Annotated in this window: 15 protein-coding genes; 6 read left to right on the top strand and 9 right to left on the bottom strand. The window is 72.5% G+C overall.

Annotated features, from left to right (window positions below; all coding sequences use genetic code 11):
* Positions 1 to 3: 3 nt before the first annotated feature.
* From TR49_RS18455 to TR49_RS18420, 8 genes are read right to left on the bottom strand one after another with little or no spacing between them, the layout of a single operon-like run.
* Complete coding sequence (locus TR49_RS18455; RefSeq protein WP_063770120.1) at positions 4 to 720, bottom strand: cytochrome b/b6 domain-containing protein; 717 nt, start codon at positions 718 to 720, stop codon at positions 4 to 6.
* Positions 701 to 1,429: a molybdopterin-dependent oxidoreductase gene (locus TR49_RS18450; RefSeq protein ID WP_042382993.1), complete on the bottom strand. Its 729-nt coding sequence runs from the start codon at positions 1,427 to 1,429 to the stop codon at positions 701 to 703. Before TR49_RS18450 ends, TR49_RS18455 begins: the two co-directional genes overlap by 20 nt.
* Before the next feature lie 52 nt (positions 1,430 to 1,481).
* Positions 1,482 to 2,321 carry an ATP-binding cassette domain-containing protein gene (locus tag TR49_RS18445; RefSeq protein ID WP_042382992.1) on the bottom strand — a complete coding sequence of 280 codons (840 nt, stop codon included), beginning with the start codon at positions 2,319 to 2,321 and terminating at the stop codon, positions 1,482 to 1,484.
* Positions 2,318 to 3,313 carry an ABC transporter ATP-binding protein gene (locus tag TR49_RS18440; protein WP_042382991.1) on the bottom strand — a complete coding sequence of 332 codons (996 nt, stop codon included), beginning with the start codon at positions 3,311 to 3,313 and terminating at the stop codon, positions 2,318 to 2,320. The genes TR49_RS18445 and TR49_RS18440 overlap by 4 nt, the downstream gene beginning before the upstream one ends.
* On the bottom strand, positions 3,310 to 4,179 hold the full coding sequence (locus TR49_RS18435) for an ABC transporter permease (RefSeq protein WP_042382990.1): 870 nt from the start codon (positions 4,177 to 4,179) through the stop codon (positions 3,310 to 3,312). The genes TR49_RS18440 and TR49_RS18435 overlap by 4 nt, the downstream gene beginning before the upstream one ends.
* Positions 4,176 to 5,132, bottom strand: coding sequence for an ABC transporter permease (locus TR49_RS18430; protein ID WP_084724992.1), 957 nt, complete (start codon positions 5,130 to 5,132; stop codon positions 4,176 to 4,178). Before TR49_RS18430 ends, TR49_RS18435 begins: the two co-directional genes overlap by 4 nt.
* Positions 5,129 to 6,796 carry an ABC transporter substrate-binding protein gene (locus TR49_RS18425; protein ID WP_042382988.1) on the bottom strand — a complete coding sequence of 556 codons (1,668 nt, stop codon included), beginning with the start codon at positions 6,794 to 6,796 and terminating at the stop codon, positions 5,129 to 5,131. Before TR49_RS18425 ends, TR49_RS18430 begins: the two co-directional genes overlap by 4 nt.
* 29 nt (positions 6,797 to 6,825) lie before the next feature.
* On the bottom strand, positions 6,826 to 8,526 hold the full coding sequence (locus tag TR49_RS18420; protein ID WP_042382987.1) for an amidohydrolase: 1,701 nt from the start codon (positions 8,524 to 8,526) through the stop codon (positions 6,826 to 6,828).
* A gap of 106 nt (positions 8,527 to 8,632) precedes the next feature.
* On the opposite strand from TR49_RS18420, the gene TR49_RS18415 reads away from it, so the two are divergent.
* From TR49_RS18415 to TR49_RS46425, 3 genes are all read left to right on the top strand, one after another.
* On the top strand, positions 8,633 to 9,391 hold the full coding sequence (locus tag TR49_RS18415) for a TetR/AcrR family transcriptional regulator (protein WP_052434406.1): 759 nt from the start codon (positions 8,633 to 8,635) through the stop codon (positions 9,389 to 9,391).
* 73 nt (positions 9,392 to 9,464) lie between these two features.
* Positions 9,465 to 10,667, top strand: a complete 1,203-nt coding sequence (locus tag TR49_RS18410; protein WP_042382986.1) for a flavin monoamine oxidase family protein — start codon at positions 9,465 to 9,467, stop codon at positions 10,665 to 10,667.
* Positions 10,664 to 11,140 carry an FAD-dependent oxidoreductase gene (locus TR49_RS46425; RefSeq protein WP_042382985.1) on the top strand — a complete coding sequence of 159 codons (477 nt, stop codon included), beginning with the start codon at positions 10,664 to 10,666 and terminating at the stop codon, positions 11,138 to 11,140. The genes TR49_RS18410 and TR49_RS46425 overlap by 4 nt, the downstream gene beginning before the upstream one ends.
* Before the next feature lie 109 nt (positions 11,141 to 11,249).
* Here the strand turns inward: TR49_RS46425 and TR49_RS18400 are convergent, their stop codons facing one another.
* On the bottom strand, positions 11,250 to 12,488 hold the full coding sequence (locus TR49_RS18400; protein ID WP_042382984.1) for a cytochrome P450 family protein: 1,239 nt from the start codon (positions 12,486 to 12,488) through the stop codon (positions 11,250 to 11,252).
* A gap of 163 nt (positions 12,489 to 12,651) precedes the next feature.
* On the opposite strand from TR49_RS18400, the gene TR49_RS18395 reads away from it, so the two are divergent.
* The 3 genes from TR49_RS18395 to TR49_RS18385 all read left to right on the top strand — a co-directional run bounded on the left by TR49_RS18395 (position 12,652) and on the right by TR49_RS18385 (position 14,601).
* On the top strand, positions 12,652 to 13,446 hold the full coding sequence (locus TR49_RS18395; RefSeq protein WP_042382983.1) for an SDR family oxidoreductase: 795 nt from the start codon (positions 12,652 to 12,654) through the stop codon (positions 13,444 to 13,446).
* Between the two features lie 54 nt (positions 13,447 to 13,500).
* Positions 13,501 to 14,052, top strand: coding sequence for a Uma2 family endonuclease (locus TR49_RS18390; protein ID WP_236653422.1), 552 nt, complete (start codon positions 13,501 to 13,503; stop codon positions 14,050 to 14,052).
* Positions 14,053 to 14,133: 81 nt separating this feature from the next.
* Positions 14,134 to 14,601 carry a hypothetical protein gene (locus TR49_RS18385; RefSeq protein ID WP_042383040.1) on the top strand — a complete coding sequence of 156 codons (468 nt, stop codon included), beginning with the start codon at positions 14,134 to 14,136 and terminating at the stop codon, positions 14,599 to 14,601.
* The last annotated feature ends 223 nt before the right edge of the window (positions 14,602 to 14,824 follow it).

Here is a 14,824-nt window from a genome sequence, read left to right as displayed (position 1 = left end):
GGATCAGTTCCGGTCGCCGGGCGGTGGGGCGGTGTCCGTGGACGTCGTCCCACCCGGCTCTGCCTCCTCCTCGGGCTCCTCCCGCTGTGCGCGCTCTTCGCGCTCCCACAGCGGGTGTTCGCGTTTGGCCCAGGAACGGCCGACCCAGCCGGTGCGCATGCCGTGCCGGGACTCCGGGTCCTTGAAGGCCATCCGCAGGTGCCCGAGGACGAGGATTCCGATCACCAGGGCCAGCCAGTCGTGGACGAAGGTCGCCCCCGTCCGCACGTCCAGCGCGGCCAGGTGCGGGAACCACAGCACCAGGCCGGTCCCGACCATCACCAGCGTGGCACCCGCGATGAAGGCCGCGTAGAGCTTCTGCCCGGCGTTGAACTTGCCCGCCGGCCCGGCGTGCCTGGTTCCGTGCCGGACCGCCCGCCAGGCCCAGCCGCGGTCCTCGGGCCGGAATCGGTTGAGCCGCCGCAGATCCGAGCGCACCGAGCGGAATCCGAGCCCGACCGCGAGCGGCAGCGGCAGCAGCACCCCGCTCCACTCGTGCACCGTCACCAGCAGCCGCCGCCGTCCGACGAGCTCGGCGAGCTGCGGCAGGTAGAGGAAGGCCGCGGAGAGGATCGCGACGATCATCAACGTGGCCGTCGTCCGGTGCACCCAGCGCTCGGCGACGGTGAACCGGCGCAGCTCGTCGGGGCCGTGCGCCTGCTCAGTTCGAGGTCGGAGCATCGTCGCGCCCGTTGGAACGGCCGACCCAGGCCTCGACGTCATAGCCGTAGTGCTCCCAGTAGCCGGGTTCGACCTGGGACGTCACCGTGATGCCGGAGAGCCACTTGGCCGACTTGTAGAAGTACATCGGCGCGACGTACAGCCGCACCGGCCCGCCGTGAGCGCTCGTCACCGGCGCGCCGTTCATCTCGTGCGCGATCAGCACGTCGCTGCGCCTCGCCTCGTCGAGCGTGAGGCTCTCGCTGTAGACGCCGTCGAAGCAGGTGAACCTGATCGCGGTGCCCTGCCTCTGCACTCCGGCCATGTCGAGCAGGTCGCGCAGCAGTACGCCGGAGAACTCGGTGTTCGGCACCCGCCACCCGGTGACGCACTGGACGTCGCGGACCAGCCGGGTCTGCTGCATCGACTTCAGGTCGGCGAGCGTGTAGGTGGCCGGGCGGTCGACCAGGCCGTCGACGGTCAGCCGGTAGTCCGTGTCGCTGCGGTGCGGGATGGAGTCGGCGACGTTGTAGAACTGGAACCCGCCGCCGCCGGGCAGCAGCCCGGTGAGCCCGGTCGGGTCCTTGCTGCTGACCTCGGCGAGCACGTTGTCCAGCCCGTTCTGGATCCGCGCCCCGAACGCCACCCCCACCGCGCCGAGGCCGAGCACGCCGAGCACCACCCGCCGCCCGACGGGCTTGCCCGCGCTCTGCCGACCCCGCTGTTCCATGCCTCCATCCCACCACTCCGCGCATGCGCTGACCAGGGCGGACAGGGGCCTGTCACAATTCTCTAAGGAATCTGTCGCCTTGACCGGCGAGGTGCACCTCCCGTCGTCTCCGGGCGATCGTCTCCGGATCCCAGCCCGGTCTGGGGACGGAGTCGAGGAGCAGGCGGGTGTAGGGGTGGCCCGGGTCGTCGAGCAGGTCCGCGATCGGGCGGTGCTCGACGGGGCGGCCGCGGAGCAGCACCAGGGCCTCGTCGCAGACGTAGCGGACGACGGCGAGGTCGTGGCTGACGAAGACGAGACCGATGCCCGCCTCCCTGCGGATGTCCGTCAGGACGTTCAGCACCTGGGCCTGGACCGAGACGTCGAGCGCGGAGACCGCCTCGTCCAGCACGAGGACGGCCGGTTCGACCGCCAGGGCGCGGGCGATCGCGGCACGCTGGCGTTGACCTCCGGAGAGGTGGCGCGGCAGCGCGGCGGCCTCCCGCTCGCCGAGGCCGACCTGGGCGAGCAGCTCGCGGACGCGCGATGCGCGCGTGGCGCGATCGTGGCAGCCGTGCAGACGCAGCACACCGTCGAGGGTGGAGCCGACGGTGAGCCGGCCGTCCAGGGAGAGGTAGGGGTCCTGGAAGACCATCTGCACCGCCTTGGCCCGCGCCAGCCTTGCGGTCCGGCCCCGGAGGGTCGCGGCCGGCGCCTCCCCGAGCACCCTGATCGTTCCGCTGTCGGGCCGTTCCAGCCCGACCAGCATCCGGGCGGTGGTGGTCTTCCCGGATCCGGACTCCCCGACCAGCCCGAGCGCGCCGCCCGGCGGCAGGCTGAACGAGACACCGTCGACGGCGGTGGTCGCGCCGTAGGTCTTGCGCAGGTGGCTGACTTCCAGCAGGGCGGTCATGGGCGGGCCTCCGTGACAGCGGGGTTCGGAAGTTCTGCGACGCGGAAGCACGCCGCGCTGCGGTCGGGTGCGGCCGTCAGGGGGAGGAGCTCGGGGGCGGAGTGGTCGCAGCGGCCCGGCTCGGCGAAGGTGCAGCGGGCCGCGAAGGCGCAGCCGGGGGCGGACTCGGCGAGGCTCATGGGTGCGCCCGGCACCGGTCGCAGGCGCTCCAGCGGGCCGGTCAGCGGCGGTGTCGAGCCGAGCAGGCCGCGCGTGTACGGGTGGCGCGGCGAGCCGAACAGCTCGGCGGCCGGCGCCTGCTCGACGATCCGGCCCGCGTACATGACGTAGACGCGGTCGCAGGAGGCGGCCGCCAGCTCGATGTCGTGGGTGATCAGCAGCATGCCGAGGCCGCGTGCGCGTTGGAGGCCGCCGAGCAGGGCGAGGATCTCGGCCTGCGTGGAGACGTCGAGCGCGGTGGTCGGCTCGTCGCACAGCAGCAGCCGGGGCTCGCCGGCCAGCGCCCCCGCGATCATGACGCGCTGCAGCATGCCGCCGGAGAGCTGGTGCGGGTACTGCCGCAGGTGGCGGGGAGGATCGGGCAGGCCGACGGCGGCGAGCAGCTCCAGCGCCCGTGCCTCGGCCTCACGCCGGGACCAGCCCTTGGTGAGCCGCAGCGGCTCGGTGAGGAAGTCGCCGATGCGCCGCACAGGGTTGATGCCGGCCCGCGGGTCCTGGAAGACCATCGACGCCACACCGGTACGCACCTCGCGCAGCCGAGCGGCGTCCGCGCCGACCAGGTCCCTGCCCTCGACCAGGACCCGGCCGGTGACGCGGGCCCTCGCCGGGAGGAGGCCCAGCGCCGAGCGGGCGGTGACGGACTTGCCGGAGCCGGACTCGCCGACCAGACCGACCACCTCACCGGCCGCCAGGCGCAGGGTGACCGCGTCCAGCACAGGCCGGGCCGCGCCCGGCAGTTCGACGGTCAGCGCGTCGATCTCAAGGAGTGTCATCGGGCGTCCCTCCGGGCGAGGCGGTCGCCGAGCTGCTCGCCGACGACGTTGAAGGCCACGACCACCAGCACCACGGCCACCGCCGGGACGACGGCGGACAGCGGCTGTCCCTGGAGCACCGCCGCCTGCGCCTGGTTGATCATCGCGCCCCAGTCGGGCGTCGGCGGCTGGACGCCGAGGCCGAGGAACGACAGGGCAGCCAGATCCAGCAGCGCGTAGCCGAAGTTGACGGTGGACTGGGCCAGCACGGTCGGGCCGAGGTTCGGCAGCAGCCGGCGCACGGCGACGAACACCGGCGCGTGGCCCTGCACCAGGTAGGCGGACACGTAGGGGCGGGTCCGCTCCTGCGCGGTCAGCCCGCGCACCAGACGGGCGGTGTAGGGCATGTAGGCGATGGCCATGGCCAGCACCGGCCCACCGAGCCCCTTGCCGAACAGGGCTACCGCGAGGATCGCCAGCAGCAGCGAGGGGAACGCGAAGAGGATGTCCAGCACGCGGCCGATCACCGCGTCGACCCAGCCGCCGCGCCAACCGCTGAACAGGCCGACGCCGATCCCGGCCGCGCTGGAGAAGGCGACGACGCAGAGCGGGCCGAGCAGGCTGGTGCGCGTGCCCACCAGCAGGGCGGAGAAGGTGTCGTGGCCGCCCTGGTCGGTGCCGAGCAGGTGGGCGGCGCCGGGCCCGGCCATGGTGTCGGCGAAGTCGCCGACGGTCGGGTCCTGCGGCGCCAGCCACGGCGCGAACAGCGCGACGACCACGAAGGCGACGAGCAGCACCAGGCAGACCTGGAACAGCCGGCCGTGCGCGAGGAACCCGCCGCGCAGGCGGCCCAGCAGCGGGCGGCGAACGAGAACGGTCGTGCTCATCGGGCTCCTCCCCCGGCCGCGATACGCGGGTCGATCAGCGGATGGACCAGGTCCACCAGGGTGTTGACGACGACGAAGACCGCGACGACGAGCAGCACCAGCGCCTGCACGACCTGGAAGTCGAGCTCGTCGACGCACTGGACCAGCAAGGAGCCGATCCCGGACATCCCGAACGCGGTCTCCACGATCGCCGTGCTGACGAGCATCCCGGAGACCAGCAGCCCGGAGACGGTGAGGATCGGCCCGAGCGCGTTGCGGAACACGTGCCGGCGCAGCACGCTGCCGCGCGGCGCGCCCCGGCTGAGGGCCACCTCCACGTGCTCGCGGCCGAGTTCGTCCAGCATGGAGGCGCGGGTGACCCGGGTGACCAGGGCCATGAAGGTCACCGACAGCGCGACGGCGGGCAGCGCGACGTGGTGCAGCTCGTCCAGCAGTCCGGTGCCGTTGCCGATGGTCGGGAACCAGCCGAGCCGGACGCCGAAGACCGAGCGCAGCACGACCGCCGCCGCGAAGGACGGCACCGCCGCGCCGACGGTGACCAGCAGGAGCACGCTCTTGTCCGTCCGCGTGCCGTGCCGCAGCGCGCTGAACGCGCCCGCGCCGATGCCGACGACGGCGATCAGCACGGTGGAGACGCCGACCAGCAGCAACGAGGCGGGCAGCCGGGCCCAGATCACCGCGCCGACGCTCTCGTGGAACAGGTAGGACCGGCCGAAGTCGCCGTGCAGGACCGCGTCCAGCCAGTGCCAGTAGCGCGCCGGGAAGGGCTGGTCGAAGCCGAACTCCTTGCGGACGGCCACCAGTTCGGCCGGGCTCGGGCTACGCCCCTTGACCAGGAAGGAGACCGGATCGCCGGGCGCGAGGTAGAGCGAGGAGAACACCAGGAACGAGGTGACCAGCAGCGTCACGGCCATGCCGAGCAGCTTCCGGAACAGGGCGACGGCGACGCTCATCCCTTGGCCCCGCTGTCCTTGGCCCCGATCTCCGCGGCCCAGGGGTAGTACAGGTAGTCGATGGAGGGCTTGACGCCGGTGATCCGCCTGCCGAGGAAGACGCTGACCGGCTCGGTGTAGAGCGGCAGCCAGGGCAGCTGCTGCATGGCGATCTGCTGCGCCTGAGCCGCCGCCGCGGCGTGCGCGGCCGGGTCGTAGGCGCCGACGGCCTGGTTGACGGCGGCGTCGAACTGCGGGTCGGACCAGCCACCGTAGTTGCTGAACGCGCCGGTCTGGAGCGAGCCGTACATGTCCAGCGGGTCGGTGATGGAGGTGTACCAGAAGGTCAGGAAGAGGTCGATGCCCTTGCGCGCGGCCGGGTCGGTGAACAGGGCGGTGTACTTGTCCGCCGACACCGTGTCGATCTGCGGCTTCAGCCCGATCGCGGTGGCGGCCTGGGCGACGGCCTGGGTGATGATCGTCGTCTGCGAGTCCAGCGGGCTGGTCGCGATGACGACCGTCTGGCCGTGCACACCCGCCTCGGCGGCGAGCGCCTTGGCCTTCGCCGGGTCGTACGGGTACTGCGGCAGGTTCTTCAGCAGCGCGTCGACGCTCGCGGCCGAGCCGCTGCCGTCCCAGTTGTTGCGGGTGACCAGCGAGTCGGCGATGTCGCCGACGCCGCCCGCCCCGGCCGTGATGATGCCCTTCCGGTCGATCGCCATCAGCAGCGCCTGCCGCACCTGCGCGTTGCCGAGCACGCCCTTGAGGTTGCCGACGACCTCGTCGGCGACGGTGGTGTTGCGCCCGTAGTAGAGCGTCCCGGCGGCGCTGGTGGACAGCTGGCGGTAGGAGTCCGGCGGAACCATCCAGCCGCCGTCGACCTCGCCGGTCTGGAACGCGTTGACGCGGGCCGTCGCGTCGGACAGGAAGACGAACTTCACCTGGCCGGACCTGGCCTTGAGCTTCGGGTCCCAGTAGCCGTCGAAGCGCTTGAGGACGATGGACTGGCCGGGCGTCCAGGAGGAGAAGGAGAACGGGCCCGTGCAGTTGACGCCCTTGCCCGGATTGCCGTAGTCCTTGCCGTCCGCTTTCAGCGTGGCCGCGGACTCCACCGTGCCGGGGCTGGCGGCCAGGTACTTGTTGAAGGTCGAGTCGGGCCTCGACAGGGTGACGGTGACCTGCATCGGCCCCGTCCGGTCCACGGACTTGACGTTGCGGAACGGGTAGGCCCAGTCGCTGCCGACGTCCGGGTCGAGGTTGCGTCGCAGCGAGGCGACCACGTCGTCGGCGGTGAGCAGGGTGCCGTCATGGAAGTGCACGCCGCTGCGGATGGTGTAGACCCAGGTGGTGGGCGTCGGGTTGGCGTAGGAGGCGGCCAGCCCCGGCGAGACGGTGAGGTCCGGGTTCCAGCGCAGCAGGCTTTCGCAGACGTTGGCGAGGACGGTGTTCGGCGGGTAGTCGAAGGAGTAGGCGTAGTCGAGCGAGGTCGGTTCGGCGAACAGGGACCAGGTGAAGGAGGACAGGTCGCCCTTGGCCGCGGGCGTCGTGTCGGTCAACTGGTAGGCGGTGGCGGCGCCCTGGGGGCCGCCACCGTGGGCGGTCCCGCTGCACGAGGTGAGCGCGAGGGCGGTGAGCGGGACGAGGGCCAGGGCGAGGGTTCTGCGGCGGGTGCGGTGAGTGGACACGGGGAAACCTCCGGGCGGCGGGGGTGTGGTCAGTGGTCGGCGACGTGCACCGGGATGCCGTCGACGAAGGTCATCCGGACGCGGGTGGCGCCGATCTCCTCGGGCGGCCCGGCGAAGGGGTCGCGGTCGAGCACGACCAGGTCCGCGCACTTGCCGGGCTCGACCGTGCCGGTCTCCTGGTCCAGGTGGTTCACCCAGGCGCTGCCGGCCGTGTAGGCGGTCAAGGCCTGGGCGAGGCTGAGCGCCTGCTCGGGGAGGAAGGGCCGCCGCGGCCGGCGGTCCGCGGCGGCGTTGGGGGCCTCGGTCGGCACGGCGCGGTTGACGGCGACATGGATGCCCCAGAGCGGGTTGGGGCTGCTCACGGACCAGTCGCTGCCCGCGACCAGCCGCGCGCCGGCGCGCGCCAGATCCCCGAACGGGTACTGCAGTGCGGCGCGTTCGGGGCCGAGGAAGGGGATGGTCAGCTCGTCCATCTGCGGCTCGTGCGCGGCCCACAGCGCCTGGATGTTGGCCGCGGCGCCGACCTCGGCGAAGCGCTTGACGTCGTCGGGGTGGACGAGCTGGAGGTGGGCGAGGTGGTGGCGGTTGTCGTTCGCGCCGTTCCGGTCGCGGGCGGTCGTGAGCGCGTCCAGCACCTCGCGGACGGCCCGGTCGCCGAGCGCGTGGAAGTGCAACTGGAAGCCGAGCGCGTCCAGTTCGGTGACGGCGGCCTGCAGCACCTGCGGCGGCACGAAGCTGAGGCCCGAGTTGGCGGTGGCACAGCCGCAGCCGTCCAGGTAGGGGGCGAGCAGGCTCGCGGTGAAGTTCTCCGCGATGCCGTCCTGCATGATCTTGACGGTGGTGGCGTTGAACCGGCCGACCCGGCCGTGGAGGCGGCGTTCCACGAGGTCGGGGATCTGCTCGATGCCGCGCTCGCGGTCCCACCACAGCGCGCCGACGACACGGGCCTTGAGCGTGCCCGCGCGGGCGGCGTCGACGTAGACGGCGAAGTTGTCCGGGTTGCCGGGGAAGGCGCCGATCATCGCGTCCTGCCAGGCGGTGACCCCGAGCGAGAACAGGTGGCGCTGGGCGACCTCCAGGCCCGCGCGGGCCTCCTCGGCCGTGGCCACCGGGACCAGGTCGCCGACCAGGTTCATCGCGCCTTCCTGGAGCATCCCGACGGGCGTGCCGTCGGCCTCGCGCTCGATCCGGCCGTCCGCCGGGTCCGGGGTGTGCCGTCCGACGCCCGCGAGCTGCAGGGCCCGGGAGTTGACCCAGGCGCCGTGGCCGTCGCGGTTGGTGAGCAGCACCGGCCGGTCGGGGACGACCGAGTCGAGCATGGCGCGGGTCGGGATGCCGTCCGGGAAGACGTCCATGGACCAGCCCCCGCCGCGGATCCAGGCGGCCTCGGGGTGCGCGGCGGCGTAGGCGGCGACGGCGGCGAGGTAGCCGTCGATGCTGCGCTGCCCCGACAGGTCGCAGCGGAGCATCTGGACCCCGGCGACGGTCGGGTGGACGTGGGCGTCCTGGAAGCCGGGGGCGAGCAGCCCGCCGTCGAGGTCGACGACCTCGGTGGCCGGGCCGAGCAGGGGGCGCAGCTCGGCCTCCGGCCCGACGGCCGCGATCCGGCCGTCGCGGACGACGACGGCGGCCTCGACGGGTCCGGCGGGCTCCGCGCCGGTCGCGGTGAACACCCTGCCACCGCGAAAGAGCAGCTGAGCAGGGATTTCTGACGATCCATGGGACGCCATCGGCGATTCCTCCCCGAGTGATGGTGAGGAGGAGTGAAGCGCGGCGCAACGCTGTTGTCAACAGTGTTGCGCGCAGCTCGGGCCGCATCGTTACACTGACCGCACCATGTCGAATCCAGCGTCGAACCAAGCCTCCCCAGCGTCGAACCACGCCTCGAAGCCGACCACCACGGCTCCCGCCCCGCGCGGCCGCAGCAAGCGCTCGGGCAGCCAGCTGACCCCCGAGGCGATCGTCCAGGCCAGCCTGCGCATCGCCGCGCGCGGCAGCGCGGACGCCTTCACCGTCCGCCGCCTCGGCGAGGAGCTCGGCGCCGACCCCACCGCCGTCTACCGGCACTTCCGCGACAAGGACGAGCTGCTGCTGGAGGTCGCCGACCGTACCCTCGGCGAGGTCCTGGACAGCGTCCCGCCCGGCCTGGGCTGGCAGGACCGCATCCGCGCACTGGCGGACGGCTCGCTCGCGGTCGCGCTCAAGTACCCGGCGGTCGCCTCCGCGATGGCCAGCCGGACGACCCGCCGCGCCAACGAGTTCCGCGTCGTCGAGCTGATCCTGGGCGCCGTGACCGAGGCCGGCCTGCACGGCGCGGAGGCCGCCGTCCACTACCGCATGGTCGGCGACTCCCTGCTGGCCCTGGTCGGCCAGCGCGCCGCCTACCTGCTCTTCTCGAAGGAGGCACGGGCGGCGGACGAGTCGGCCTGGAACCGCGAGTACCGGCTGGTGGATCCGCAGGCGTTCCCGCAGATCACGGCCGCCGCGGAGGAGTTGGCGGGAGTCACCCAGGACGCGGTGTACCGGGTCCGGGTCGAGGCGCTGATCACGGCGATCGAACGACGGGTCGGGGAACTGCGAGCGCAACACCGTTGACAACAACGTTGCGCCAGCGCTTCACTCCCGGACATCACTGTTCGATCGATCCCCCAGAGAGGGGTTCTTCGTCATGGACCGGGAACCTGCCAGATCGAGCACCACCACCCGCACCGGCCACCCCGACGGACTCGGTCTCGCCTTCTCGCTCGAGGGCGAGGCCCGTCGGCGCGGTATGCCCGTCACCGAGGTCGCGGGCGAGCGTGCCGCACGTGCCGAACGGGAACTGAACAGGCGTCAACTGCTGGCGGCGGCAGGCGCGGCCACCGCCGTCGGCCTCGCCGGGGCGGCCCTGGCCGGCGCGAGCCGGGCGGCGGCCGCCCCCGTGGCCGGGACCGCCGGGGCGGCCGTGAATCCGGCCACCGCGCCGCGCGTCGTCATCGTCGGCGCGGGCCTGGCCGGACTGCGCTGCGCGCACCGGCTGTGGACCGGCGGGGCACCCGTCGCCTCGACCGTCTACGAGGCCGACACCACCCATGTGGGCGGCCGCTGCTGGACGTTGCGCGGCTTCTTCGCGGGCGGCACGGTCAGCGAGCACGGCGGTTCGTTCATCAGCTCCACCGACACCTCCGTGCTGGCTCTGGCCAAGTCCTTCGGCCTGAAGACCGAGTACGCGAACGGCGGTTCGCTCAACTCGGGCACCTACGCGGGCTGGATCAACGGCGCCCGCTACGACGGTCCGCAGCAGCAGAGCGACTGGGTCGCCGAGGCGTACAACGCCTTCGCGGCCTCCTACGCCGCGATGGGCACCCCGCGCTGGAACAGCTGCAACGCCACGGCGAAGCAACTGGACCAGCTCTCCTGCCTGGACTACCTGACCCAGATCGGCCTGCCCTCGGGCTCCGCCCTGAGCCAACTGATCCAGTCGATCCAGCTCCAGGCCGGCGGCGACCCCGCACAGTCCTCGGCGATCGGCATGATCGGCTTCCTGGGCAACTCCTCGACCTTCGACGGCGGCCCTGGCTTCGACGAGAAGTACCACCTGGTCGGCGGCAACGACCAGTTGGTCAGCGGCATGATCGGCCAACTTCCCGCCGGAACCGTGCAACAGGGCTACCAGCTCGTGGCGGTGGTGCGGAACAGCGACGGCAGCTACGCCTGCACGTTCCAGTGCGGCGGCACGACGACCACCGTCCAGGCCGACCACCTGGTCCTGGCCCTGCCGTTCAGCACGCTCCGGGACGTGGACCTCACCCGGGCCGGGCTGAGCGCGCTGAAGCTGCAGGCCATCCAGCAGCAGGGCATGGGCCAGAACGCGAAGCTGGTCACCAGGTGACCACGAAGACCTGGCCCTCCCTGGGCTATAACGGTGTCAGCAACACCGCGCCGAGCGGCTACCAGACCGCGTGGGACGGCTCCGTCCAGCTCGGCGCGAAGGGCGGCCCCGCCCTGCTGGTCAACTTCCCCGGCGGCGACCGGGCCCGCACCGGCCTCACCGGAGCAGCCCACGGCCCCGCCCCGGCGGCGGACGTGAGCGCCTTCCTGTCACAGATCGAGCAGGTCTTCCCCGGGACCACGGCGGCGTACAACGGGCTCGCGTACGAGGACCACTGGTCGCTGGACCCGTGGCACAAGGGCGCCTACCACTACTACGAGGTCGGCCAGTACACGGCCTTCGCCGGCTACGAGGCGGTCCAGGAGGGCCGCGTCCACTTCGCGGGCGAGCACACCGACGTGGACAACGCGACGCTGAACGCGGCGGTCGCGTCCGGGGAACGGGTCGCGGCCGAGATCGCCGGTCAGATCTAGACCCGCGGACCAGGGGCGCGGGGAACTGCGCGGGAAACCACCCTGGGCGGACGCTCCTCGACGAGCTTCATCCGCGCAGGGGGCCCACGCAAGTCCCGCGCCCCTGACCTCACGCCGTCACCGGCAGCTCCAGCGGACCGTGCATGATCCCGCCCGTGGTCCAGGTCAGATCGGCGTACTCCCCCATCAGCCGCAGGCCCGGCAGCCTGCGCAGCAGTGTGCCGAGCGCGACCACGCCCTCCAGGCGGGCCAGCGGCGCGCCGACGCAGTAGTGGATGCCGTGCCCGAAGGAGAGGTGGCGGCCGTCCGTGCGGGTGACGTCGAGCTCGCCCGGGTTGCCGTGCGTGGACGGGTCCCGGCCGACCGCGGCCAGGGAGACGGTGACCGCGCTGCCCTTGGGGATGAGGACACCGCCCAGCTCCACGTCCCGCGAGGCGAAGCGCAGCGGGGTCTGGTCGACGGGGGCGTCGAAGCGGAGGAACTCCTCCACCGCGCCGGACAGCAGCTCGGGCCGCTCCCGCAGGAGCGCGGCCTGCTCGGGGTGGTCGAGCAGCGCGGCCGTCGCGTTTCCCAGCAGGTTCACCGTGGTCTCGTGTCCGGCGACGAGGAGGATGACGGCCGTGCCGAGCAGTTCGTCCTCGTTGAGCGCGTCCTCGTCCTCGCGGTTGAGGCGGATCAGCGCGGCGAGGAGGTCGTCGCCCGGGTCGGCCCGGGCCTGCTTGGCCGCGATCAGCTCGATGAAGTACCGGTTCAGGGCGAGCATGCCCTGCTGCTGGTCGGCGGAGGGCGTCGCCGAGCCGCCGGACACGGCGGCCAGGGTCCAGCGGCGGAAGTCCTCCCGCGCGTCCAGCGGGACGCCCAGCAGCTCGCAGATGACCATGACCGGCAGCGGCGCGGTGAAGTCCTCGACGAGGTCGATCGGTTCACCCGCGGCAGCCTTCGCCTCGACGGCGTCGATCAGCTCGTCCGCGATCTGCTGGATGCGCGGCCGCAACGCCTCGACACGGCGCGGCGTGAAGGAGCGGGCGACGGGGCCGCGCAGCCGGGCGTGGTCCGGCGGGTCAGCCATCAGCATGTTGGCGCCCAGCCCCTGACCGCGCCCCTGGTAGGAGAGGACGCCCGCGGCGTCGAGCGCCTCCCGGCCGACCTCCGGATCCTTCAGCAGGTCGGGGTGGGTGAGCGCGACGCGGGCGAGCTCGTGGTCGAGGACCAGGAAGAGGTCCAGCCCGCTGGGCTGCGCCACCCGCTGGATCGGCCCGCGGTCGCGCAGGCCCACATAGCGCGCGTGCGCCTCGGCCTTGAACGTCGGGTCGTTGACGAGCGGCGTCTCGTACTCGGCGGTGGTCATCCGGTTCCCCCCATCCGCGGCCCTCCTGTGGGCCGGCCGTGCCTGTCGTGATCAGGTGCCACCAGTCTGCCGGGTCAGTGCTGTCGACGGACAGTCAACTCTCGGCTCAGTTGGACGTGCACGGCTCTGGACCAAGCCGCCGCACGGGCGGACGATTCCGCTCATGCGGATGGAGGGGACGGCGGCCGTGGTCACCGGCGGCTCGCGCGGAATCGGACTGGCGGTCGCACGGGAGCTGCTGGCCGCCGGGGCGTCGGTGCTGATCGGCGCGCGCGGCCGGGAGGGCCTGTCACAGGCGCTGACCTCGCTCGGCCCGGCCCCGGGGCGCCTGATCGCCGCGGCCGGGGACGCGGGCGACGAGGTGGACGTCCGACGCTGGGCCGGGCTCGCGCTGGAGACCTTCGGGCGGCTCGACCACGTCGTCTGCAACGCGGGCGCCAACCGGCCGCTCGGCCCGGCGGTGACCGGCGACCCCCAGGCGTGGCGTGACACCTTCGCGGTCAACGTGCACGGCCCCCTGGCGCTGGTGCGCGCGGCATGGGAGGGCTGGATGCGCGACCACGGCGGCTCCGTCGTCACCGTGGTGACGGAGGGCGTCCACGGCGTCGGCCCAGGGCTCGCGGCCTACGAGACCAGCAAGGCCGCCCTGCTGCAGCTGACGAAGCACCTGGCCGCCGAACTGGCCCCGGGCGTCCGCGTGAACGCCGTCTCCCCGGGCCTGGTCCGCACCGAGCTGGCGCGCTTCTGGTGGGAACGCGACGAGCCCGCCCTCGCCGCGGACACCCCGCTGCGGCGCCTCGGCGAACCGGAGGACGTGGCCCGCGCGGTCTGCTGGCTCCTCTCCGACGAGGCAGCCTGGGTGACGGGCGCGGACCTGCTGGTGGACGGCGGCAGGCGGGTGCGCGCGGGGATGCTCCGGCTCACAGACCCGGGCCCGGCGGAGGTACCGCGCCCCTGACCGATCTCGCAGGTCCGAGCGGATAGGCTGAGCGGGCACCCGAGGAGGGACCTGGTGAGCATCGACCCCAAGCATCTCGAGATGATCGAGGAAGTCCGCCGCCAGATCCCCTCCGACTGGAAAGTCGAGTTCTCCGGCGACACCATCGTCATGCAGGCATCCTCCACCGACATCCATCAGCGGAACCTCGCGGTGATCCAGCGCCAGTTCGAGCGGTTCGCGCCCGAGGGGTACCTGTTCTCTAACAACACCGACCTGTACTCACCCCAGGTCGCGAAGCTGCGGAACCCCGATCTGACCTGCCTCCCGGACGACGCGATGACGACCGGACGGAGCACCACACCCGCGGAGCTCGCGCTGATCGCCGTAGAGGTCGTCTCCCCCACGAACCCGGAGAACGACTGGACGGGAAAGCTGAGGGACTACCCCGACATGGGAATCCCGCTCTACCTCATCGTGGACGCCAGGCAGGAGACCGTCACCTTGTTCCAGGAGATCGACGGGGGCCGCTACCGCATGCGGGAGGACGCCGACTTCGGCCAGACGATCCACGTTCCCGCCCCCTTCGACTTCGCACTCGACACCGCTCGGCTCATCAGCTACTGACGCGGCTGGGGGCCGGCCACTGGCCGCCGGGCGGCGGTGCTGGGAGCATCCAGGGGTCCGCGCCCGATGGAGGAGACGAACGTGCCGAGCACCGAACTGACCCGTGCCTACGAGGTCCCCGCCGCGCCCGTCGAGGTGCTGGCGCACCTGGCCGAGCCGGAGAACTACGTCGGGCTGTCACCGCTGCTGGTCGAGGTGCGGGACGTACGGCGCGAAGAGGAGATCACGCACTACCTGGCGGTCGAACGCTTCCGCTTTCTCGGGCTGATCACACACGACAACCTGATCCGGGTCAGCCTGCACGCCGAGCGTGATGGGCTGCCGGAGGAGGGGTCCGTCAGCGGGGACGTGGTGAGTCCCGGCGGCGTACGGATGGGCTACCGGTTCGCGATCCACGCGCACGACGCGGGCTCGCGCGTCGTGGACACATTGCAGCTCTCCGCGCCGTTCGGCCTGCTCCGCTTCGCGGCCGGGAAGGCCGCCGAGGTGCAGGCCGCGCGCGGGCGGGTGCTGGCCCAGCGCCTCGCCCGGCCGTCGGGCGACCGCTGACGGATTCGCCGACCAGACGGTCAGTCAAATCGCCCACAGAGGCCCTGGGCCCGCAGTACGCTGCAGGGAAACCGGGGGCGGGTGCGGCATTCCGCCCACGGATGACCGGCCGGACCCTGGGGGGGACCATGTTGGAACCGGAGCTGATCGCGCTCGCGACATCGGCGGGAACGGCCGTGGCGAAGGCCGCCGGCACCGATGCCTGGAACGGACTGCGCGAAGG

Origin of the sequence: Streptacidiphilus melanogenes (assembly GCF_000787835.1) — a bacterium.
Classification (GTDB): domain Bacteria; phylum Actinomycetota; class Actinomycetes; order Streptomycetales; family Streptomycetaceae; genus Streptacidiphilus; species Streptacidiphilus melanogenes.
The sequence above is the reverse complement of the archived record's forward strand: the minus strand, read 5'-3'. Positions and strand labels throughout refer to the sequence as shown.

Excerpts from the sequence above, each read along its gene's own strand:
- TR49_RS18450 (WP_042382993.1), bottom strand. The coding sequence starts at position 1,429 with ATGGAACAGCGGGGTCGGCAGAGCGCGGGCAAGCCCGTCGGGCGGCGG.
- TR49_RS18420 (WP_042382987.1), bottom strand. The coding sequence starts at position 8,526 with ATGGCGTCCCATGGATCGTCAGAAATCCCTGCTCAGCTGCTCTTTCGC.
- TR49_RS18415 (WP_052434406.1), top strand. The coding sequence starts at position 8,633 with ATGTCGAATCCAGCGTCGAACCAAGCCTCCCCAGCGTCGAACCACGCC.
- TR49_RS18435 (WP_042382990.1), bottom strand. The coding sequence starts at position 4,179 with ATGAGCACGACCGTTCTCGTTCGCCGCCCGCTGCTGGGCCGCCTGCGC.
- TR49_RS18395 (WP_042382983.1), top strand. The coding sequence starts at position 12,652 with ATGCGGATGGAGGGGACGGCGGCCGTGGTCACCGGCGGCTCGCGCGGA.
- TR49_RS18455 (WP_063770120.1), bottom strand. The coding sequence starts at position 720 with ATGCTCCGACCTCGAACTGAGCAGGCGCACGGCCCCGACGAGCTGCGC.
- TR49_RS18410 (WP_042382986.1), top strand. The coding sequence starts at position 9,465 with ATGGACCGGGAACCTGCCAGATCGAGCACCACCACCCGCACCGGCCAC.
- TR49_RS18445 (WP_042382992.1), bottom strand. The coding sequence starts at position 2,321 with ATGACCGCCCTGCTGGAAGTCAGCCACCTGCGCAAGACCTACGGCGCG.
- TR49_RS18430 (WP_084724992.1), bottom strand. The coding sequence starts at position 5,132 with ATGAGCGTCGCCGTCGCCCTGTTCCGGAAGCTGCTCGGCATGGCCGTG.
- TR49_RS18440 (WP_042382991.1), bottom strand. The coding sequence starts at position 3,313 with ATGACACTCCTTGAGATCGACGCGCTGACCGTCGAACTGCCGGGCGCG.
- TR49_RS18400 (WP_042382984.1), bottom strand. The coding sequence starts at position 12,488 with ATGACCACCGCCGAGTACGAGACGCCGCTCGTCAACGACCCGACGTTC.